General features: G+C 62.3%; 20 protein-coding genes. 14 read left to right on the forward strand and 6 right to left on the reverse strand.

Annotated features, from left to right (window positions below; translation table 11 throughout):
• Positions 1–117 precede the first annotated feature (117 nt).
• Positions 118–666: an RNA polymerase factor sigma-70 gene (locus P7C00_RS22620; protein ID WP_011062465.1), complete on the forward strand. Its 549-nt coding sequence runs from the start codon at positions 118–120 to the stop codon at positions 664–666.
• Between the two features lie 40 nt (positions 667–706).
• Here the strand turns inward: P7C00_RS22620 and P7C00_RS22625 are convergent, their stop codons facing one another.
• From P7C00_RS22625 to P7C00_RS22635, 3 genes are all read right to left on the reverse strand, one after another.
• Positions 707–1060: a hypothetical protein gene (locus tag P7C00_RS22625; protein WP_404937418.1), complete on the reverse strand. Its 354-nt coding sequence runs from the start codon at positions 1058–1060 to the stop codon at positions 707–709.
• 95 nt (positions 1061–1155) lie between these two features.
• Positions 1156–1950 carry a PhnD/SsuA/transferrin family substrate-binding protein gene (locus P7C00_RS22630; protein ID WP_346632119.1) on the reverse strand — a complete coding sequence of 265 codons (795 nt, stop codon included), beginning with the start codon at positions 1948–1950 and terminating at the stop codon, positions 1156–1158.
• Between the two features lie 96 nt (positions 1951–2046).
• A complete protein-coding gene (locus P7C00_RS22635) occupies positions 2047–2670 on the reverse strand; it encodes a TetR/AcrR family transcriptional regulator (RefSeq protein WP_346632120.1) in 624 nt (207 codons plus the stop codon).
• A gap of 178 nt (positions 2671–2848) precedes the next feature.
• Between P7C00_RS22635 and P7C00_RS22640 the strand changes: the two genes are divergently transcribed.
• The 8 genes from P7C00_RS22640 to P7C00_RS22675 all read left to right on the forward strand — a co-directional run bounded on the left by P7C00_RS22640 (position 2849) and on the right by P7C00_RS22675 (position 12136).
• Positions 2849–4639 (forward strand): acyclic terpene utilization AtuA family protein, encoded by a 1791-nt coding sequence (locus tag P7C00_RS22640; protein ID WP_404937419.1) that lies wholly within the window; start codon positions 2849–2851, stop codon positions 4637–4639.
• Positions 4640–4649: 10 nt separating this feature from the next.
• Complete coding sequence (locus P7C00_RS22645; protein WP_346632122.1) at positions 4650–5519, forward strand: SDR family oxidoreductase; 870 nt, start codon at positions 4650–4652, stop codon at positions 5517–5519.
• Positions 5520–5522: 3 nt separating this feature from the next.
• Positions 5523–7139 carry a geranyl-CoA carboxylase subunit beta gene (atuC, locus tag P7C00_RS22650; protein ID WP_404937420.1) on the forward strand — a complete coding sequence of 539 codons (1617 nt, stop codon included), beginning with the start codon at positions 5523–5525 and terminating at the stop codon, positions 7137–7139.
• A gap of 41 nt (positions 7140–7180) precedes the next feature.
• Positions 7181–8338: a citronellyl-CoA dehydrogenase gene (gene atuD / locus P7C00_RS22655; protein ID WP_123727110.1), complete on the forward strand. Its 1158-nt coding sequence runs from the start codon at positions 7181–7183 to the stop codon at positions 8336–8338.
• A complete protein-coding gene (locus P7C00_RS22660; protein ID WP_404937421.1) occupies positions 8335–9132 on the forward strand; it encodes an enoyl-CoA hydratase/isomerase family protein in 798 nt (265 codons plus the stop codon). The genes atuD and P7C00_RS22660 overlap by 4 nt, the downstream gene beginning before the upstream one ends.
• A gap of 57 nt (positions 9133–9189) precedes the next feature.
• Positions 9190–11175, forward strand: a complete 1986-nt coding sequence (locus P7C00_RS22665; protein WP_404937422.1) for a biotin carboxylase N-terminal domain-containing protein — start codon at positions 9190–9192, stop codon at positions 11173–11175.
• A gap of 62 nt (positions 11176–11237) precedes the next feature.
• Complete coding sequence (locus tag P7C00_RS22670; protein WP_402894074.1) at positions 11238–11777, forward strand: exonuclease domain-containing protein; 540 nt, start codon at positions 11238–11240, stop codon at positions 11775–11777.
• A 74-nt stretch (positions 11778–11851) separates the two neighbouring features.
• Positions 11852–12136: a pyrimidine/purine nucleoside phosphorylase gene (locus P7C00_RS22675; RefSeq protein WP_011062476.1), complete on the forward strand. Its 285-nt coding sequence runs from the start codon at positions 11852–11854 to the stop codon at positions 12134–12136.
• Positions 12137–12216: 80 nt separating this feature from the next.
• Here the strand turns inward: P7C00_RS22675 and P7C00_RS22680 are convergent, their stop codons facing one another.
• Both P7C00_RS22680 and P7C00_RS22685 read right to left on the reverse strand, forming a co-directional pair.
• Entirely contained in the window at positions 12217–13020 is an 804-nt protein-coding gene (locus P7C00_RS22680) for an MOSC domain-containing protein (protein WP_346632126.1), read from the reverse strand.
• A gap of 93 nt (positions 13021–13113) precedes the next feature.
• Complete coding sequence (locus P7C00_RS22685; protein ID WP_102860937.1) at positions 13114–14049, reverse strand: chemotaxis protein CheV; 936 nt, start codon at positions 14047–14049, stop codon at positions 13114–13116.
• A gap of 563 nt (positions 14050–14612) precedes the next feature.
• Here P7C00_RS22685 and P7C00_RS22690 point away from each other — a divergent pair.
• From P7C00_RS22690 to P7C00_RS22700, 3 genes are all read left to right on the forward strand, one after another.
• Positions 14613–15050: a hypothetical protein gene (locus tag P7C00_RS22690; RefSeq protein ID WP_346632128.1), complete on the forward strand. Its 438-nt coding sequence runs from the start codon at positions 14613–14615 to the stop codon at positions 15048–15050.
• A 535-nt stretch (positions 15051–15585) separates the two neighbouring features.
• Entirely contained in the window at positions 15586–16479 is an 894-nt protein-coding gene (locus P7C00_RS22695) for a sensor histidine kinase (protein ID WP_404940070.1), read from the forward strand.
• Positions 16476–17135 carry a response regulator gene (locus P7C00_RS22700; protein ID WP_404937423.1) on the forward strand — a complete coding sequence of 220 codons (660 nt, stop codon included), beginning with the start codon at positions 16476–16478 and terminating at the stop codon, positions 17133–17135. Before P7C00_RS22695 ends, P7C00_RS22700 begins: the two co-directional genes overlap by 4 nt.
• A gap of 1 nt (position 17136) precedes the next feature.
• Here P7C00_RS22700 and yegS read toward each other — a convergent pair whose 3' ends face one another.
• Complete coding sequence (gene yegS / locus P7C00_RS22705) at positions 17137–18036, reverse strand: lipid kinase YegS (protein WP_346632130.1); 900 nt, start codon at positions 18034–18036, stop codon at positions 17137–17139.
• Positions 18037–18471: 435 nt separating this feature from the next.
• On the opposite strand from yegS, the gene P7C00_RS22710 reads away from it, so the two are divergent.
• Both P7C00_RS22710 and P7C00_RS22715 read left to right on the forward strand, forming a co-directional pair.
• Positions 18472–19905: an undecaprenyl-phosphate glucose phosphotransferase gene (locus tag P7C00_RS22710; protein ID WP_404937424.1), complete on the forward strand. Its 1434-nt coding sequence runs from the start codon at positions 18472–18474 to the stop codon at positions 19903–19905.
• Entirely contained in the window at positions 19906–21363 is a 1458-nt protein-coding gene (locus P7C00_RS22715) for a mannose-1-phosphate guanylyltransferase/mannose-6-phosphate isomerase (protein WP_404937425.1), read from the forward strand.

Genomic DNA, 21363 nt, shown 5'->3' on the forward strand with positions numbered 1-21363 from the left:
TTAGTTCTTTTTCTCAATTGACAATCATTATCATTCAGCCTAATTTGTCGCTCGATGTGTAGGACAGGTCGGATTTTTCTGACGTCCCACTTACCTCTTTGCAACAAGGTGATTTCCATGACGGAACAAGTATCCACAAGCAGGTGCGATTCACCGTTACTCCAGGCTTTTGTCGACAACCGTCTGATCCTGGTCAAGATCGCAGCCCGTATTACCGGCTGCCGATCCCGGGCTGAAGATGTGGTCCAGGATGCCTTTTTCCGCCTGCAGTCGGCGCCGCAAATCACCTCCTCGTTCAAGGCCCAGCTCAGTTACCTGTTCCAGATCGTGCGCAACCTGGCCATCGATCACTACCGCAAGCAGGCCTTGGAGCAGAAGTATTCAGGCACTGAAGAGGAAGGCTTGAATGTGGTCATTCATGGCGCTTCACCTGAAACCTCCCACATGAACTTTTCCACCCTGGAAAACATCGCCGAAGCCCTGACCGAGCTGCCCAGCCGCACGCGCTACGCCTTCGAGATGTATCGCCTGCACGGCGTCCCGCAAAAGGACATCGCCAAGGAGCTGGGGGTCTCGCCGACCCTGGTGAACTTCATGATTCGCGATGCCCTGGTGCATTGCCGCAAAGTCTCGGGCAACCGACCCGATACCTTCGCCCGCCGCTGACCTGCGACCAGCACCCTGCATCCCCTGGCTTGAGCCGTGTTCACACCTCAAGCAGGCCACTCTGGCCAAGCACCAGCAATGCCGCACGTTTGTGCAACAGATCGAATTCCTGCTGGCAGTACCGACAACGGTTATGCCCGGCACAGATGGGGGTGTGGGCGAATGCCGGGGGCGCTTGCGTGCCCGGCGGGTCCAGGTACAAAGCATGCACCTGCGCCGACAACCAGAATGCCAGCCGGTCCTGCCGGGCCTCCTCTACGGACTGGGCGTCGATGGGCGTCGGCCCCCGGGTACAGATCCACTCGAACAGCCGCTGCCGGCCGGCAACCTCGTCGATCACCGGCGCTCTGCCTGCGGATACAGCCTCGACACTCAGCGGATTCACAAGGGACATGGCAAGGCTCACCGTCAATGGGCATTCAACCAAGTGACGTGGGCCGTCAGGAGAAATTTAGGCGCGCTCCCCGCAGAACCGGGAAAACCCGGACCTCAGGCGTGGGGCACGGGCATCACGACGATGCGGTAGGGATCGAAGATTTTGCGCATCTGGCCGTTGTCCCGGAGTTTTTGCAGGAGCCCGGCAAAGTCTTCGGCGCTGATGGGCGCCTTGGGCCGGATCAGGGTGTAGTGGTGGTAGACCTGATCGATGCGCTGGGACACCAGCAACTGGCCGTTGCTCTGGGCATTGCGCGCCAGGAAGTCGCTGAGGTAGGAACGGGTCACCAGGGCGATGTCCGCCCTGCCCCGCAGCACCATCAGCAGGTTGCTGTCATGGGAATAGGTGAGCGTGGCGTTGTAGGTATCGGCCAGGTACTTGGGGTCGGCATTGAACTGGGCAAAGGCGTAGTGATAACCGCTGAACAGGGCCAGGCGCTTGCCCTTGAGGTCGGCAAAATACTCCTGGCCGCGGCCGGGCTCGCGCTGGGCAACAAAAATCTCCGCATCTTCCAGGCCCATGTCGACACTGGTATGGGCAATGTTCTGCCAGCCCCAGGCCGGATTCTCGAAGATCGCCAGGTCCACCCGACCTTGTTCGAAATCTCGGAAGCGCCGGGGAATCGAGGTGGGTACCAGAACGAACTGGTAGTCGTCCTGGGACTGGTTGAGGACTTCCACCAACTGCGGCAGCACACCGGTATCGGCACCGGTTTCAGGACGGACGGTATAGGGCGGAAAATGCGCCGCCGCGACCCGCACCAGCTGCGCCGAGGAGGCCGGACAGACCCAAAGTGTTGCCAGCGCCAGCAAGAGCATTCGCAAGGCTGACCGCAGCGGCAAGGACATCAAGGCAACACACCTCGGATAAAAGAAAGGGAATGCCGTAAAGCTAGGCGTTTTCGGGCGCTTCGACAATCTCGCGGCAGAGAATAAATCAGCGCCTCAATGATCCTTGAGCACCAACAGCAAGGCTTCCTGGGCCAATTGCTCCAAAGTCATGCTGCCCTGGGCGCGGAACCAGGTGGTGGTCCAGGACAACGCCCCGGTGAGGAAGCGCCGGGTGATGAACACATCTCCCTTGATGAATCCGGCGTCCTTGGCCTCGCCCAGCACCTGCAGCCAGATCTGTTCGTAGATGTCCCGCAATGCCAGGACCGCGGCCTGGCCTTGCGGAGACAGCGAGCGCCACTCATAGACCAGCACCGCCATGGCTTCGCCGCTGCCGCCCATGATCGATTGCAGTTCGCAGCGGATCAGCGCCAGCACTCGCTCGCGCACGCTGCCGGCCTCGGCCAGTTCGGCGCGCATCAAGGCAGTGTTGTAGTGGATGGTTTCCTGCATGACGGCGCGCAGGATGTCGTCCTTGCTCTTGAAGTGGTGGAAGATGCTGCCGGATTGAATGCCCACCGCGCCGGCCAGATCCCGCACCGTGGTGCGCTCGTAGCCCTTGTTGCGAAACAGGTGCGCGGCGGTCTGCAACAGCTTGCCCCGGGCGCTCTCGGGATCGGTCACTTGTCCGCTGGCGATCAGCTCGCGCACTACCTGCAAGGCTTTTTGCTCGTCCACCGGTGTTCTCCTACCGTCACTTCGTCAATAGCTCAGCCCGAAACCGGCTGTAGCGCGCGCAATTTAAGCCCCCTACTGCCACCAAGCAAGCGCTTGGGTCGAAGAATCCATTCGCCCATTTACAAACCAAGCGCTTGCTTGGTAGCCTCCTCGCAGTTCTTTTCTCGAGAGCCCTGCCATGACCAAGACCGTACGAATCGGCTGCGCCAGCGCCTTCTGGGGCGACACCAGCAGCGCCGCCGCGCAACTGGTGGAAGGTGGACGCCTGGATTACCTGGTGTTCGATTACCTGGCGGAGATCACCCTGTCGATCATGGCCGGGGCCCGCATGAAAGACCCGGACTCAGGTTACGCCACGGATTTCGTCGAGGTGCTCAAGCCGCTGCTGGCGTCGATCCATGAACAGCAGATCCGCGTGATCAGCAATGCCGGCGGGGTCAATCCCCACGCCTGCGCCAGGGCCTTGCGCACCGCCTGCGAACAGGCCGGGGTGCCGCTGAAGATCGCCGTGCTGCTGGGGGACGACCTGCAACCGCAGTTCAAGCAACTGGCCGGCGCCGGGATCAAGGAAATGTTCAGCGACGCCCCCTTACCACCGATGTGCGTCTCCACCAATGCCTACCTGGGTGCCCCGGGCATCGTCGAGGCCCTGGGCCTGGGGGCGGATATCGTGATCACCGGTCGCGGTGTCGACAGCGCGGTGGTCAGTGGCGCTCTGGTCCACGAGTTCGCCTGGTCCTGGCGGGACTACGACCGCCTGGCCCAGGCGGCCCTCGCCGGGCACATCATCGAGTGTGGCGCCCAGTGCAGCGGCGGTAACTTCACCGATTGGCGCGACGTGCCGGACTACGAACACATCGGTTTTCCCATTGTCGAGGTCGACGCCGACGGCGGGTTCGTGGTCAGCAAGGCCCCGGGCACCGGTGGGCTCATCAGTCCGCTGACGGTCGGTGAGCAGTTGCTGTACGAAATCGGCAATCCACGGGCATATCTGCTTCCCGATGTGGTGTGCGATTTCTCCCAGGTGCAGGTGCAGCAGTCAGCACCGAATGAAGTCCGGGTCCAGGGCGCCAAGGGCCTGCCCCCGAGCCACCAGTACAAGGTCAGCGCCACCTACCCGGACGGTTTCCGTTGCACCGCCAGTTGCCTGATGGCCGGGATCGACGCGGTGGCCAAGGCGCGCCGGGTCAGCCAGGCGATCATCGACAAGACCCGCGAAATGTTCAGCCAGCGCGGCTGGCCAGACTACAGCGAAGTCAACATCGAGCTGTTGGGCAGCGAGGCCACTTACGGCGCCCATGGCCGGCGCCAGGACAGCCGCGAAGTGGTGATCAAGCTGGCGGTGCGCCATCCGCACAAGGCGGCGCTGGTGCTGTTCTCCCGGGAGATTGCCCAGGCTGCCACCGGCATGGCTCCAGGGCTGACCGGCATCGTCGGCGGACGCCCCACGGTGTATCCGGTGATCCGGCTGTTTTCTTTCCTGCTGGACAAGGACACCTGCCACCTGGAAATCGACCTCGCCGGCCAGCGTCATCCCTGCGCCCTGCCCGAAGTCGACCGCCTGGACGCCAGCGCCCTGCCCGCCCCGCATTCACTGCCCAAACCCCAAGGCCGTCCCGACGCCAGCGTGCCCCTGGTCAAGCTGGCGGTGGCACGCTCGGGCGACAAGGGCAACCACAGCAACATCGGCGTGCTGGCGCGTCACCCCGACTACCTGCCGTGGATCGCTGAAGCCCTGACCCCCGAGGTGCTGGTGGACTGGATGGGGCATGTGCTGGACCCGGTCCACGGCCGTGTACAGCGCTGGTACCTGCCGGGCATCCATGGCCTCAACTTCCTGCTGGAAAACGCCCTGGGCGGCGGCGGTGTCGCCAGCCTGCGCATCGACCCACAAGGCAAGGCCTTCGCCCAGCAGTTGCTGGAAATCCAGATCCCGGTGCCCCAGCGCATCGCCGACGCCGTCAACTAAAGGAGCTGCCGTGGTGTACGACTCGATTTTCAAAGCGCAATTGTTCGCCGGCCAGACCATCATCGTCACCGGCGGCGGCAGCGGCATCGGCCGTTGCACGGCCCATGAGCTGGCGGCACTGGGCGCCCAGGTGCTGCTGGTGGGGCGCAAGGCGGAGAAACTGCAGAAGGTTGCCGGGGAGATTGCCGAGGACGGCGGCCAGGCTCATTGGCAAGCCTGTGACATTCGCGACGAGGAAGCAGTCAAGACCCTGGTGGGGCAGTTGATCGAGCGCTACGGGCCGATCCATGGCCTGGTGAACAATGCCGGCGGCCAATATCCGGCGCCCCTGGCTTCGATCAACCAGAAAGGTTTCGAAACCGTGCTGCGCACCAATCTGGTGGGCGGTTTCCTGATGGCCCGGGAAGTGTTCAACCAGTCTATGAGCCGCCACGGCGGCAGCATCGTCAATATGCTCGCCGACATGTGGGGCGGCATGCCCGGCATGGGCCACTCCGGCGCGGCGCGCTCGGGTATGGACAACTTCACCAAGACCGCCGCCTACGAATGGGGCCATGCCGGCGTCCGGGTCAACGCCGTGGCCCCGGGCTGGATCGCCTCCAGTGGCATGGACACTTACGAAGGCGCGTTCAAGGCCGTCATTCCCACCCTGCGCGAGCACGTGCCGCTCAAACGCATTGGCACGGAATCGGAAGTCAGCGCGGCCATCGTGTTTCTGCTCAGCCCCGGCGCGGCCTTTGTCAGTGGCAGCACCCTGCGCATCGACGGCGCCGCCAGCCTCGGCAGCCGCGCCTGGCCGTTGGCCAAGGCGCGCAACAGTGAGTCGTACAACGGTTTTCATCGGGCCTACCTGCCCGATGTGCTCAAAGGCGAGGACTGAGCCATGCCGGTGATCCTATCCCAGCTCGATCCCCACAGCCCGCAGTTCGCCCAGAACCGCGAGGCGATGCTGACAGGCCTGCAACAGTTGCAAACGCTGCAGCAGAACCTGCTGAACAAGGCGGCCGAGGCCAAGGCCAAGTTCGACAAGCGCGGCCAGTTGCTGCCCCGGGACCGCCTCAACTTGCTGCTGGACCCCGGAGCGCCCTTTCTTGAACTGGCCAGCCTCGCCGGCTACAAGCTGCACGACGACAAGGACGGCAGCCAGGCCGGCGGCGGCCTGATCGCCGGCATCGGTTATGTGTGCGGGGTGCGCATGCTGGTGGTGGCCAATAACAGTGCGATCAAGGGCGGGACCATTTCCCCCAGCGGCCTGAAGAAGTCCCTGCGCCTGCAACAGATCGCCATGGAGAACAAACTGCCAGTGGTGACCCTGGCGGAAAGCGGTGGCGCCAACCTTAACTACGCGGCAGAGATCTTCGTCGAAGGTGCGCGCAGCTTCGCCAATCAGGCGCGGATGTCGGCCATGGGCCTGCCACAGATCACCGTGGTCCACGGTTCGGCCACCGCCGGCGGCGCCTATCAGCCCGGGCTCTCGGATTACGTGGTGGTGGTGCGCGGCAAGGCCAAGCTGTTTCTCGCCGGGCCGCCACTGCTCAAGGCCGCCACCGGTGAAGTGGCCACCGATGAACAACTGGGCGGGGCCGAGATGCACGCCCAGGTCGCCGGCACTGCCGAGTACCTGGCGGAGAACGACGCCGACGGCATCCGCATCGTCCGCGAGATCGTCAGCTTGTTGCCCTGGAACGCCCAACTGCCGGTACAACCGGCCAGAACCTGGAGCGAGCCGCTGTACCCCATCGACGAACTGCTCGGCCTGATTCCCGACGATCCGAAAAAACCCTATGACGCCCGGGAAATCATCGCCCGCCTGGCGGACGGCTCGCAGTTCCTGGAGTTCAAGGGCGAGTTCGATGCCCAGACCCTGTGTGGCCACCTGCAGATCCAGGGCCAACCCTGCGGTTTTATCGGCAACAACGGCCCGATCACGCCCCAGGGTGCGAGCAAGGCGGCGCAGTTTATCCAGCTTTGCGACCAGAGCCGCACGCCCTTGCTGTTTTTCCACAACACCACCGGTTTCATGGTGGGTACCGAGTCGGAACAGCAAGGGGTGATCAAGCACGGCGCCAAGCTGATCCAGGCGGTGGCCAATGCCCGGGTGCCGAAGCTGACCATCGTCGTCGGCGGCTCCTATGGCGCCGGCAACTATGCGATGTGTGGCCGAGGCCTGGACCCGCGCTTCATCTTCGCCTGGCCCAACAGCCGTACCGCGGTGATGGGCGGCGCCCAGGCCGGCAAGGTGCTGCGCATCGTCACCGAGGCCAAGCATGCGAAGAGCGGCCAGGAGGCGGACCCGAAGATGCTCGACATGCTGGAACAGGTCACGGCGCAGAAGCTCGACAGCCAGTCCACCGCCTTGTACGGCAGCGCCAACCTGTGGGACGACGGCCTGATCGACCCCCGGGATACCCGCACGCTCCTGGGCTATCTGCTGGACATCTGCCATGAGGCCGATGCCCGGGTCTTGCAGCCCAACAGTTTCGGTGTGGCACGGTTTTGATAGGGCATTTCGCGGTCTGACCCCACTTGAGGAGAACAACAATGATCTTCACCCAGGAACACGAAGAGCTGCGGCGCACGGTGCGCCATTTTGTCGACCGCGAAATCAACCCCCATGTGGAGGAATGGGAGAAAGCCGGGCGCTTTCCCATCCACGAGATTTTCCGCAAGGCCGGCGAACTGGGGCTGCTGGGCATCTCCAAGCCGGAAAAGTTCGGCGGCATGGGCCTGGACTACAGCTATTCCATCGTCGCCGCCGAAGAGTTCGGCACCATCCATTGCGGCGGCATTCCCATGTCCATCGGCGTACAGACCGACATGTGCACCCCGGCCCTGGCGCGCTTCGGTTCCGATGAGCTGCGCGACGAGTTTCTGCGGCCGGCCATCACGGGCGAGCAGGTCGGCTGCATCGGCGTCTCCGAAGTCGGCGCCGGTTCCGATGTGGCCGGGCTCAAGACCCACGCCCGCAAGGACGGCGACGACTACGTGATCAACGGCAGCAAGATGTGGATCACCAACTCCCCCAGCGCCGACTTCATCTGCCTGCTGGCCAATACCTCGGACGACAAGCCCCACGTCAACAAGTCGCTGATCATGGTGCCGATGAACACCCCGGGCATCAGCCTCAGTTCGCACCTGGACAAGCTCGGCATGCGCAGCTCGGAAACCGCCCAGGTATTCTTCGACAACGTACGGGTGCCCCAGCGCAATCGTATCGGTCATGAAGGCGCCGGTTTCATGATGCAGATGCTGCAGTTCCAGGAGGAACGGCTGTTCGGCGCGGCGAACATGATCAAGGGCCTGGAGTACTGCGTGGACAGCACCATCGAGTACTGCAAGGAGCGCCGCACCTTTGGCAACCCGCTGATCGACAATCAGGTGATCCACTTCCGCCTGGCCGAACTGTCCACCGAGATCGAGTGCCTGCGGGCCCTGGTCTACCAGGCTACCGAGCAGTATGTGCGCGGCCAGGATGTGACTCGCCTGGCCTCCATGGCCAAACTCAAGGCCGGGCGCCTGGGCCGCGAGGTCAGCGACAGCTGCCTGCAGTACTGGGGCGGCATGGGCTTCATGTGGGACAACCCGGTGGCCCGCGCCTATCGCGATGTGCGCCTGGTTTCCATCGGCGGCGGCGCCGACGAGATCATGCTGGGGATCATCTGCAAACTCATGGGCATCCTGCCGGGGAAAAAGAAATGAACCCGCTCCCGGCCTGCCAGACCCTGCTGCTGGAACCGCGCAATGGTGTGCTGTTCATCACCCTCAACCGCCCCGAGAGCCGCAACGCCATGAGCCTGCAGATGGTGGCGGAACTGCGTACCGTGCTCGCCGCCGTGCGAGAGCGCCGGAGCATCCGCGCCCTGGTCCTGCGGGGTGCCGCTGGCCACTTCTGCGCCGGCGGCGACCTCAAGGACATGGCCGGCGCCCGCACCCGAGGCAGCGCTGCCTACCGTGAACTGAACCGGGCCTTCGGTGCGCTGCTCGAAGAAGCCCAGCAGACACCCCAGGTGCTGGTCTGCGTGCTGCAGGGCGCGGTGCTGGGCGGCGGCTTCGGCCTGGCGTGTGTCAGCGATATCGCCATCGCCGAACACAGTGCGCAGTTCGGCATGCCGGAAACCGGCCTCGGCCTGCTGCCGGCGCAGATCGCCCCCTTCGTGGTGCGGCGCATCGGCCTGACCCAGGCCCGACGCCTGACCCTGACCGCCGCTCGCTTCGACGGGGCCGAGGCCCTGCGCCTGGGCCTGGTGCACTTTGTCGAGGCTGATCCCCGAGCCCTGGAAGAACGCCTTGAACAGCAGTTGTCGCAGGTCCTGCGCTGCGCCCCCGGGGCCAACGCTGCAACCAAGGCCCTGCTACTGGCCAGCGTCGACCAGCCTCTGGGGCCCCTGCTGGATCAGGCCGCCGAAGACTTCGCCCAGGCCGTCACCGGAGCGGAAGGCCTCGAAGGCACCCTGGCCTTCGTGCAAAAACGCAAACCGGCCTGGGCCAGCTAACCCCTTGTAGGAGCCGGCTTGCCGGCGAACGCCCCCCACCGATTCCCGGGAGCCTGTATGCCCACCTTCAGCAAGATCCTGATCGCCAACCGTGGCGAAATCGCCTGCCGCATCCAGCGCACCGCACAGGCCCTGGGCTACCGCACCGTGGCCGTGTTCAGCGACGCCGACGCCGATGCCCTGCATGTGCACATGGCCGACGAAGCCATCCACATCGGCCCGTCCCCGGTGCAGCAGTCCTACCTCAACAGCGGCGCAATCCTCGACGCCGCCCGACGCAGCGGTGCCGACGCCATCCACCCTGGCTACGGCTTCCTCTCGGAAAACCCCGAGTTCGCCGCGGCCTGTGCAGCCGCGGGCATCACCTTCATTGGCCCCAGTGCCGCCGCCATCGAACTGATGGGCAGCAAGCGCCGCTCGAAGATCGCCATGCTCGAAGCCGGCGTGCCTTGTATCCAGGGTTACCAGGGCGAGGAGCAGGACGACGCCACTTTGCAGCGCGAGGCCGAGCGCATCGGCTATCCGCTGATGATCAAGGCCAGCGCCGGGGGCGGCGGACGCGGCATGCGCCTGGTGCAGCGTCACGAGCAACTGCTGGAACAGATCCGTACCGCTCGCTCGGAAGCCCTGCATGCCTTCGGCAGCGACGAGCTGATTCTGGAGCAGGCGCTGATCGAGCCCCGGCACGTGGAAATGCAGGTCTTCGGCGACCAGCACGGTCATTTGATCTATTTGGGTGAACGGGACTGCTCGATTCAGCGCCGCCATCAGAAGGTCATCGAAGAGGCCCCCTGCCCGGTAATGACCGAGGAACTGCGTCGGGCCATGGGCAAGGCGGCGCTCAAGGCCGGACGCGCGGTGAACTATGTCGGCGCCGGCACCGTGGAGTTCCTGCTGGACGCCCGCGGTCAGTTCTACTTCCTGGAAATGAACACCCGCCTGCAGGTGGAGCATCCGGTCACCGAACTGGTCACCGGCCTGGATCTGGTGGCCCTGCAGTTGCAAGTCGCTGCCGGCGAGCCGCTGCCCCTGACCCAGGAGCAAGTACAGCTCAACGGCCATGCCATTGAAGTGCGCCTGTACGCCGAGGACCCGGCGCAGAACTTCCTGCCCCAGACCGGCCAGGTTCTGCGCTGGGAGCCGGCGCCGGGGATACGCATCGACCACGGCTTGCAGGAAGGCCAATGGGTCAGTCCCTTCTACGACCCGATGCTGGGCAAGCTGATCGCCCACGGCGCCACCCGCGAGGAAGCCCGGCGCAAGCTGTTGCGCGGGGTCGAGGACTGTGTGTTGCTGGGGCTTGAGAGCAACCGTCGGCTGCTGGCCGGCTTGCTCAGGCACCCGGTATTTGCCAGTGGTCGGTTCAGCACCGGGTTCATCGCCGAACACTTTGCCGAGGACCCGAGCCTGCAACCGCAGCACCCCAGCCACGAGGAACTGGCCATTGCCGCTGCGCTCTTCTATCACCACAGCGCCAGCGCACACCGCTCAAACCTGAGCGCCTGGCGCAACAATGCCAGTGTGCCCCTGGGCTACCGCATCGGTCTGGATGACAGTCAATGGTCGTTGGAACTGAGTCCCTCGGCATCGGGCCTGCTGCACGTACAGCAGGGGGATGAGGTGTGGACAATCAAGGTCATGGCCGCCGATGGCCGCCGGGCCACACTGGAGGTCGCGGGCATTCGCCGGCACTACGCCTATCAACTGCACGACGGCGAACTCTGGCTGAGCAGCCGCCAGGGCAGCCTGCATCTGCAGGACCGCACCCATGCGCCGGTACAGGGTCAACTGGGCGCCGATTCCGGCACCCTCAAGGCGCCCATGGACGGGGCCATAGTCGACGTGCTGGTCAGTGAAGGCATGAGTGTCAGCAAGGGCCAACTGCTGCTGGTGCTGGAGGCAATGAAGATGGAACACCCGCTCAAGGCCGGGATCGACGGAGTGATCACCCGGGTCCAGGTCAACCTCGGGGACCAGGTGAAGAACCGGCAGATTCTGCTGGAGGTGGAGCAAGCCGGTCCCGCCTCGGAAATGGAGCACTAGGCGGATGCGTCAGCTTTGGCTACGCTCAAGCCTCATCAGGAGTTTGAAGGCTGGAATTTGCGATGCCCCACTGGCTGGTAATAGATCTGGAAGCCACGACGGATGAAGGGGGCTGGCCGGTAAGCGAGATGGAAATCATCGAAATCGGAGCCACCCTGGTCAATCGCCAGGGTCGGGAACAGGACCATTTCCAGCGTTTCGTCCGTCCCATGCGACGTCCGCGGCTGACGCCGTTCTGTCGCGAGCTGACCCATATCACTCAGGCCAATATCGACAGCGCAGCACCGTTGAGCGAAGTCTGGACCCTGTTCGAACGCTGGCTCGGCCAGCATCAGTCGCGCCTGGAGGGTTGGGCCAGTTGGGGCGACTATGACCGCAAGCAACTGCAACTGGAGTGGCACAACCAGCAACTGCACAGCCTGTTGAATGACGTCCCGCACATGAACCTCAAACAACGCTTTGCCAAGGCCCGGCGTCTGGAGCGCCCCCTGGGCCTGAATGCAGCCTTGCAACTGGCCGGCATGCAGTTCAACGGCCAGCAGCATCGAGCCCTGGAAGATGCACGCAATACAGCACGCTTATTGCCGCTGATTCTTCCATGATGGCGGCAGGTGACGGCCTTTGAGGCCTTGTGCATACTGGCCAACCTTTTTGACCCTTTCTTGAGGAATCGCCCATGTTTAAAGTCAACGAGTACTTCGACGGCACCGTCAAGTCGATTGCCTTCGGCACGGCCGAAGGTCCAGCCACCATTGGCGTCATGGCCCCGGGCGAATACGAGTTCGGTACAGCGCAACGGGAAATCATGCACGTGGTGTCCGGCGCCCTGACCGTGCGCCTGCCCGACAGCGCCGACTGGGAAACCTTTCCTGCCGGCAGCCAGTTCAACGTACCGGCCAACAGCAAGTTCCAGCTGAAAGTCGCCGTGGACACCGCCTACCTGTGCGAATACCGCGGTTGATTCACCTGCCACGGCTATCGCGCTGACAAAAAAAGCCCGTCTCCTAAAGAGACGGGCTTTTTTCATGGAGCCAAGAAACGCTATTCGAGGACGGTCACGGGCATCCCCACCTGCAATCGACCATTGCCGTCGTTGACCAGGTTCTGTCCGAACATCGCGCCGTCAGCCTGGGCGCGATACTTCTGCAAGGTGGCCAGGGGTTCGCGGTCGGCGCTGCGTTCACCAGTCTGTGGATCAATGGTGGTCAGGATGCAGCGCGAACACGGCTTGACCACACGAAACTCGACATCGCCAATCCGTATGCGCCGCCACTGGTCCTCGGCAAAGGCCTCGCTGCCTTCGATCACCAGATTGGGTCGAAAACGCAGCATCTCCAGAGGCCGACCCACCCGACCCGACAGGTCCTCCAGGGACGCCTGACCAATCAACAACAGCGGAAAACCATCGGCAAACGCCACTTGATCGTCGTCCCTGCCGTAACCGGCAGCGGTGCTCCGCGCCCGTTCCGCGGGCACCTGCACCAAGCGGGTAGGCTTGCCAATGAACTCACTGACCCAGGCGCCCGCCTCGTCCCCGGCATCGGGCACCCGCAGGCTGTCGTGCCAGATGGTGACGCCGCGCAGTGCGGCATCGGCCACCGGCAGGGGCACATCAAGGGTGGAAAACCCGGGAGCGCTGAGGGTCAGGCCACCCTGGTCATTGCACAGCGCCGAGAGCTGACTCATGCGCCCCACGGCACGCTGGGTGAGGAAGCGCCCGCTGGCCTCATCCACCAGCATCCAGCGGCGATCCCCCTCCAGACCGAGCTTGTCCAGGCCGATCTGTTGCAGGGTTTCGCCCCTGGCGGATTTCAACGGGTATCGATAAAGCGCGCTAAGACGCATGTCCAGCTCCCTGTGTGGGCAAAAAAGCTCACCCTATACCAGCGCTTCGACGAAACAAAGACGCAAGGGAAAAGCGGCCGGACATCCCCCGAATCAGACGCTGACTTCATCCAGCATCAAACGCTGACGGACCACGTCCACCAGTTTGTCCGGTTGAAACTTGGAGAGGAAGTTGTCGCAACCGACTTTCTTCACCATGGATTCGTTGAAGCTGCCGGACAAGGATGTATGCAGCACCACATAGAGCCCACGCAGTCGCGGGTCGTTGCGGATCTCGGTAGTCAGGCGATAGCCGTCCATCTCCGGCATTTCCGCATCGGTGAACACCATCAACAGCTTGTCGGTCATGTCGACCCCGGTATCGGCCCAGGCCTTGAGCATGTTCAGAGCCTTGAGGCCATCGCTGGCGATGTGCATCTTCACACCGAGCTGGCCGAGGGTATCGCGCAGTTGCGAGAGCGCCACATTGGAGTCGTCCACCAGCAGCACTTCGCGGCCGCGAGCACGCTCCAGCACGGGATCTTCCAGCTTGTCCCGGGAAACCTTGGCGTTGTAGGGCACGATTTCCGCCAGGACTTTCTCGACGTCGATGATTTCCACCAGCTGCTCGTCAACCTTGCTGATGGCCGTCAGGTAGTGCTGGCGTCCGGCGCTGGTAGGCGGCGGCATGATGGCTTCCCAGTTCATGTTGACGATGCGGTCCACGCCGCCCACCAGGAACGCCTGAACCGAACGGTTGTACTCGGTGACGATAATGGTGCTGTTGGGCCCCGGGACCAGCGGGCGCATGCCGATGGCCTGGGACAGGTCGATGACCGGCAGGGTCTGGCCACGCAGGTTGACCACACCGCAAACGAATGGATGGCGCTGCGGCATCAGGGTCAGCTTGGGCAGTTGCAGGACTTCCTGGACCTTGAAGACGTTGATCGCGAACAACTGCCGACCGGCCAGACGGAACATGAGGATTTCCAGGCGATTCTCACCCACCAGTTGCGTGCGTTGATCTACCGTGTCGAGAATGCCGGCCATTAATGACTCCTGGGCTTGTTCTGATGAATTCACTAAAGACTGATATCGGCGGGATTCGCCGTATCTTGACTCGCATGCAAATTGCCACACGAAAGCCATTGATGTCACATTAACATCATGCTTTACTGAGGCGGTCAATTCAGCAGCACGACTCTCCGACGACGCGACCTTGTTCGCGACGTGAAGTTCCCGCGCCTAAGGGTTTCCCCTAGCAACAATCAGGACCATCCTGATATTCGCAATATCCAATAGCCATTAATGTGACGCCATTCTCATTGCATGAACGGAGTCAGGCTTTTGTTTGTGATCGCAGAAAGGTGGCCCAGTACCCTTTCAAGCCCAAGCACCCACACCCATCAAGCCCCAGCGCACCTGCGCCGCATTGCTGTGGCCGGTATTCGGGCTGCTTGCGCAAGCGATGAACATCGGCTCTTACGGCCCCTTGCGAGCCCTGAAAAATATTCAGATTTATCTTATATACAAACGCAAAAAACGCGCCCTACCTTAAAACCGTTCAGCCAACGCCCTATCCCGTCATCGGACTCGAAGTCATGGAGATAAGCATGCTAAAGGACGGCCGCAAGTGCGCTCCCCCCCTGCCTGAGTTCCTGCTTGAAGCCCAGGCCCTGCTGGCTAAATCGGAAGATTGCCTGAGCCATCTGCACTTGATCAGGAATGACGAAGAGGCGATCAATTGCCTGCTCGCCAGCCTGCTGTGTCTGGCCCAGACAGCGGCTCGCCATTCCATCAGCCCGCTGGCCGAATTCGCCGTGCATATTCATGGCGTGCTGAAACCCACAGCACATCCGCTGGACCTTAACGACCCAATCCTCGACGCCTTGAAAAGCTGCCTGACCCTGATGGCCTGGCAACTGGAACTGATCGACCCGCACAACGGCCAACTCAATCTGGATGACAGCGAACAGGTCCTGCTGATCGATGAACTGACCGATCAAGTGGCGCAAAACTGCACCTGCGCTTATCCATCCTGCACCCATTGAAGTTGCACTTGTGCCGCTGGATGGCAGATAAAACCCGTAGTTACGATAGCCAGCCCGAAACATCAGTAAGACTTCAGGTTTCGGGTCAAATATCTGGTCGTTATTGAGTATTTCATACCCAAGAGCGACATCATCGATTCAATAACTTCAATTAGAGCCAGCCCCGGGACTTACTGTTCGGCCCCATATACGTGCCCGCAAAACCGTCCGCAACCCCCAATATCCTCGGCCTCTCCAAGGCCTATGGAGGACATGGAACAGACGTTCCGCAGGCCCATATTCCTGACTTTCAAGACATATATACCTGTGCGTATAAACGCGACCAACGATATCTTCGGTGGTATTATGTCGCCCATAAACGGACACAGTTAATGGCACTTTGATTCCAATGTCGGCAGTCACTACTCGGCTTGTACAAGACAAACAGACAAGGTTGATTGAAACCGGGTATTCAAATAGCACCGTTTCTCAAACAAGCCCCGTCATCCACCCCTGACCGGGCTCTCGCAGCGAACATTCATTGGCTCCATCCGCTATGTACGCCAGCCTCAAGTCACTCTTCTCTTGGCCCCTCTCCCGAGATCATCTGCGCTGGCTCAGCCTATTGCTGTGTTCCTGCTCGACCCTGGGCAATGTGCTGATCTATTGCCTGGGCCGGCCCCTGCCGCTGATCTTGCTGTTGCTCAATGTCGCGGCTCTGACCTGTATCTGGATGCAATACGGCTATTCGCGAAAGTCCATTCGCTTCCAGCCCCAGGAACTCGCCGAACGCCTGCTTGAGGTCAAGGAGAATGAGCGGCACCGCCTCAGCCGTGAACTGCACGATGACATCGGCCAGTTGCTGACAGCGGCAAAACTGCAGACCGACTGGCTCAAGCGGCGCCTGCCGGATGACCTGCAGGCATCCTGCGCGTTACTGGGCACCACCCTGGAAGAGACCCTGGCCAAGGTGCGTGACGTGTCCGCGATCCTCAATCCCCGGCAGTTGGCCAGCCTGGGACTGGAAGCCAGCCTGCGCGCCCACCTGCTCAAGACCCTGGAAAACACCTCGGTGCACTGGAGCCTGGAATGCCGCCAGCGCCTGTCGGGAATCCCGGAGGAAATGGCCGTCGCAGCGTTCCGCATCACTCAGGAGGCGGTCACCAACATGCTGCGCCACGCCCAGGCGAAAAACCTGCTGGTACGGGTGCAGCGACTGCCGGAAGGCCTTTCGCTGTTCATCAGCGACGATGGCCAGGGGTTCGCCCCGGCCAGCGATCCCGGCGCCCTGGGCCAGCGCGGCATGGCCGGGATGCAGGAACGAATCAGCCAGTTGGGCGGCCTGTTGCAGGTCACCAGCGAGGTCGACCAAGGCACCCAGATCGAAGCACTCTTTCCCTGGGCCCCTCGCACCCTGGAGCGGGCCAGCACGAATAAGGTTTCACATTGACCTGTAATTTACTCTTGGTGGATGACCACTCGCTTATCAGGGCTGGCGTGCGTGCCCTGGTCATGGACATTCCCGGATACGCGGTGATCGGTGAAGCCGATGATGGCGCACACCTGCTGGAGATGGTCGAGAAACTGCATCCGGACATCGTCCTGCTGGACCTGTCGATGAAACGCATTGGCGGTCTCGACGCCCTGCGCCGGCTCAAGGCGATGCGGCCCCAGAGCAAAGTCCTGATCCTGTCGATGCACACCGATCCCTCCCTGATCATGCAGGCCCTGGAATCCGGCGCCCACGGCTATTTGCTCAAGGACACCACTGCCACCGAACTCGAACATGCCCTGCAAGCGCTGCGCAACAACGAGCGCTACCTGAGCCCGGCCATTGCTCACACAGTGATCAACCAGGCGCTGACCCGGGCCCAGAAGCACCAGCCCCAGCCTGTGGAAAACCACAACCTGACGGCTCGCCAGCTGGAAATCCTGCGGCTGATCGTGCGCGGAAAATCCACCCGGGAGATCGCCCTGGGCCTGGGTTTGAGCATCAAGACCGTGGAAACCCACCGCTCACAGATCATGAAGCGCCTGCAGATCTTCGACGTCGCCGGGCTGGTGCTGTTCGCCGTGCGCGAGCGCATCATCAGCCTCGACGACTGACTCAGCGAGCGCCGCCGAGCAAAGGCGAATCTGCGGGCAAATGCACCTGCAAAGCCGCAGGGCGAGCAGTGAAACGCAAGGTGTCGCCCTGCAGCGGCTCGCCGTCGAGATTGATGTCCAGGCCTCTTGAGGCCTTGATCTCGACCCAGGGCAGGCGCGCGCGGACAAACATATTGTCGATCCCCAAGCCACCGGCCAGCAGGTTCTTCAGGGTACCTACCAGTTCCTGAGGCGCCGGCAGAATGCTGATATCCAGCAAGCCGTCGTCGGCCAGAGCTCCCGGGCAAAGCTCATGCCCGCCCCCCGCCTGCCGGCCATTGCCGATGCCCAGAGCCAGCAACTCACCACGCCAATGGAAATCCGGCCCCTGCAACTCGCCATAGGCCGCACTCAACTCGGCAAAGCGCGACAGCCCGGTGAACAGATAAGCGGCACCGCCAAGGACTTTCTTCAAGTCCTCAGAGGTGTTGGCGGTGACCTGGCTACCAAAGCCGCCGGTGGCCATATTGAGGAAAATCTGCCCGCCAACCTCCCCCAGGTCGACCGCCCGGGCCGGGACTTCCAGCAGGTCCAGGGCCGCTGCCGGGTCAAGGGGAACACCCGCAGCCCGGGCAAAGTCATTGGCCGTGCCCAATGGCAGCAGCACCAGACTGGCCGGGGCCGAGGCATTGGCCAGAGCTTCGGCAATGTCCCGCAACGTACCGTCGCCGCCTCCGGCAATCAGCCGGGTATGCCCCGCGTCCAGCGCCTCGTTCACCAGCCGCTGGGCATCTCCCGCCTCCCAGGTCAGGCGCACCGCAACCTCCCAACCGGCAGCGCGCTTGGCCTCGACCGCAGCGCGCACCTCATCGTTGAGAGCTTGTTTGCCGTGCAGTATCAACAGTGCCTTGCGCTCACTCATCAGCCATGACTCCGGTTATGGGTTCCTTGAAGGATGTTGACCTTGGGCACAGCGAAAAAAGTCTGTTCCATTGATTATTTTTTTGCCTAAGCCAGTCTGGTTCGTGCCTCCCGCTCATGACCGAGGTTAGCCTGACAACGAGGGAAATCTTCCATCGCTAGCCTGCTTTCGATTAGCCAGCCGCTGTTTCATGAGCTTTACTCAGCCAGGTCGTTTAGATGATGAAGTGCAGGCCATCGCGCTTACCGGTGCCCAGAGGCCCACCCGAGTACGCCGAAAACCCTGCCTGCGCCAATGAACACCTGCCACGACCATGGATGAGTCGGTGTGGTTTTTTCGGTGTCGGGAAGCACAACGGGAAGCAAGAAATAGTTTCGAACTTCCTGACGGTCCTTCCAGTCAACCGGTTTGCCTTGGATCGAGGGAATTGATCTTATGCGGTTGCAACCTGTAGACAGCCTGTTATTGACTCGTCCCAGCATGGTCGAGTACTTCCTGTTCGGCATACGCGTGGTCCATGGCGCAACCGCGATCATTCCGGGACTGTTGCTGCTCCTGCTGTCGAACACGGACCTCACCGTACTGAAAAGCGACCTGACCATCCTGCTGTTCTTCGGCGTCATCAGTGTCCTGATCTTCCAGGCCCTGGGAGTCTACGCCGAGTCGATTTTCAGCAACCGACTGCGCTTCCAACTCACCCTGTTTGCCTGGGCCTCTTCGTTTTGTGTGCTGCTGTTCATGCATCACTCGATGCAGATGTTCAAGGCCATCAATAGCCCCCAATTGCTCGCCTGGTTCATCGGCAGCTTTGTGTTGTTCGGAATCGAGCGCCTGGTTCTCCTGACCCTGTTCCAGCAACTGATGCTACGGGGGGTATTCCTGCAGAACGCGGTGATTCTCGGCGCCACGGAAAACGGCCAGCGCCTGGCGGAATACCTGGCCCAGCACCAGGACATCCGCTCGGGCGTCATCGGCTTCATCGATGACCGCATCGGCCGTCTGCCCAAGACCCTGTGCAATCTGCCGCTGCTGGGCAACTCCAGCGACCTGGAGCGCTTGATCCGCGAGGAAAAGGTCACCCAGGTCCTGGTGGCCCTGCCCTGGTCGGCGGAAAACCGCATGGCCTATGTCATCCGCGAGCTGCGCCGACTGCCGGTGAACGTGCTGCTGGTGCCCGACATGGTGGCCTTCCGACATGCCCACAACCGCATCACTGAAGTCGCCAACCTGCCGATGTTCAACGCTTCCGAAGTACCTCTGCGAGGCTGGTCACCCGTCTTCAAGCGCCTGGAAGACATGCTGCTGTCCACTCTGGCCCTGGTGCTGCTGTCTCCTGTGATGTTGCTGGTGGCCCTGGCGATCAAGCTGGACTCCAAGGGCCCGGTGCTGTTCAAGCAGAAGCGCTACGGCTACAACAACCGGCTGATCGAGGTCTACAAGTTCCGCTCGATGCACCAGCATTTGAGCGACGCCAACGCCGAGAAACAGACCACCCGTGGCGACCCGCGCATCACCCGGGTCGGACGAGTCATCCGCAAGACCAGCCTCGACGAGCTGCCCCAACTGTTCAATGTGTTCGCCGGCAGCATGTCCATGGTTGGCCCGCGGCCCCACGCTACGGCAACCAAGGCTGCCGGCATCCTCTTCGAAGAGGCGGTCAAGGAATACACCTCCCGCCACAGGGTGAAGCCGGGCATCACCGGGCTGGCGCAGATCAATGGTTACCGCGGCGAAACCGACACCCTGGAAAAGATCGAAAAACGTGTCGAATTCGACCTGGAATACATCGAAAACTGGTCAGTCTGGTTTGACCTGTACATCCTGTTCCGCACTATTCCGTCCGTCATCATGACCCGCGAGGCCTTCTGAATGAGCACACTCATTCCCTGCATCATTGCTGGCGGCGCCGGCACACGCCTGTGGCCGGTATCCCGCGAGGCGATGCCCAAACCCTTCATGCGCCTACCGGACGGCGAGAGCCTGCTGCAGAAGACCTTCGTGCGCGCCACGGCGCTCAAGGACGTCGGCCGCCTGCTGACGGTAACCAACCGCGAAGTGTTCTTTCGCACCCTGGATGATTACCGCCTGCTGAACAAAACCCGAGTCGATCTGGATTTCATCCTCGAACCCTTCGGGCGCAACACTGCGCCGGCCATTGCCGCAGCGGCCCTGCATGTCAGTCGCCTGTACGGCGATGATGCGCAGCTGCTGGTGCTGCCCGCCGACCACCTGATCAAGGACGTCCAGGCCTTTGCCGCGGCGGTGGACAGCGCCCGACAACTGGCCGAACAAGGTTGGCTGGTGACCTTCGGCATAGTGCCGACCCATGCTGAAACCGGCTTCGGCTACATCGAGAAAGGCCAGGGCCTGAACAGCGAGAGCTTCCAGGTCAGTCGCTTCGTCGAAAAGCCCGATGCCGCGACGGCCCAGCGTTACGTCGATGGCGGCCTGCACCTGTGGAACGGCGGGATGTTCTGCATGCGCACCGACGTGATCCTCCAGGAGCTGCGGGAATTTGTCCCGGAGGTGGTCAGCGCCGTCGAGCACTGCCTGGAGCTGAGCCATCGCAAGGAAGGCAAGCACGAACTGCAAGTGGAACTGGACGGCGAAAGCTTCGCCCTGGCCCCCGACATCTCCATCGACTACGCGGTGATGGAGCGCTCGAAGAAAGTGGCGGTGGTGCCTTGCCAACTGGGCTGGAGCGACATCGGCTCATGGCAGGCGGTGCGAGAACTGACCCCGGCGGACGAACACGGCAATCAGTGCAACGGCGAGACCGTGCTGCACGATGTCAGCAACTGCTACATCGACTCGCGCAAGCGTCTGGTGGGCGGGGTCGGCCTGAACAACCTGATCATCATCGACACCCCGGATGCACTGCTGGTGGCCGATGGCAACCGCAGCCAGGACGTCAAGCTGATCGCCCAGGAACTCAAGCGCCTGGGCCATGACGCCTACAAACTGCACCGCACCGTGACCCGGCCCTGGGGCACCTACACCGTGCTCGAGGAGGGACCACGCTTCAAGATCAAACGCATCATGGTCAAGCCCGAAGCCTCCCTGTCCCTGCAGATGCACCACCATCGCAGCGAGCACTGGATAGTGGTCAGCGGCATGGCCCGGGTGACCAATGGCGAGGATGAGTTCCTGCTCAACACCAACGAGTCGACCTTCATCAAGCCCGGTCGCACCCATCGGCTGGTCAATCCCGGAGTGATTGATCTGGTGATGATCGAAGTGCAGAGCGGGGAGTACCTCGGTGAAGACGACATCGTGCGCTTCAACGACATTTATGGACGCGCCCCCGCCGAACCCGGCAAAACCTGA

The sequence above is a fragment of the Pseudomonas sp. JDS08PS003 genome (assembly GCF_045013505.1).
Lineage (GTDB): Bacteria > Pseudomonadota > Gammaproteobacteria > Pseudomonadales > Pseudomonadaceae > Aquipseudomonas > Aquipseudomonas protegens_B.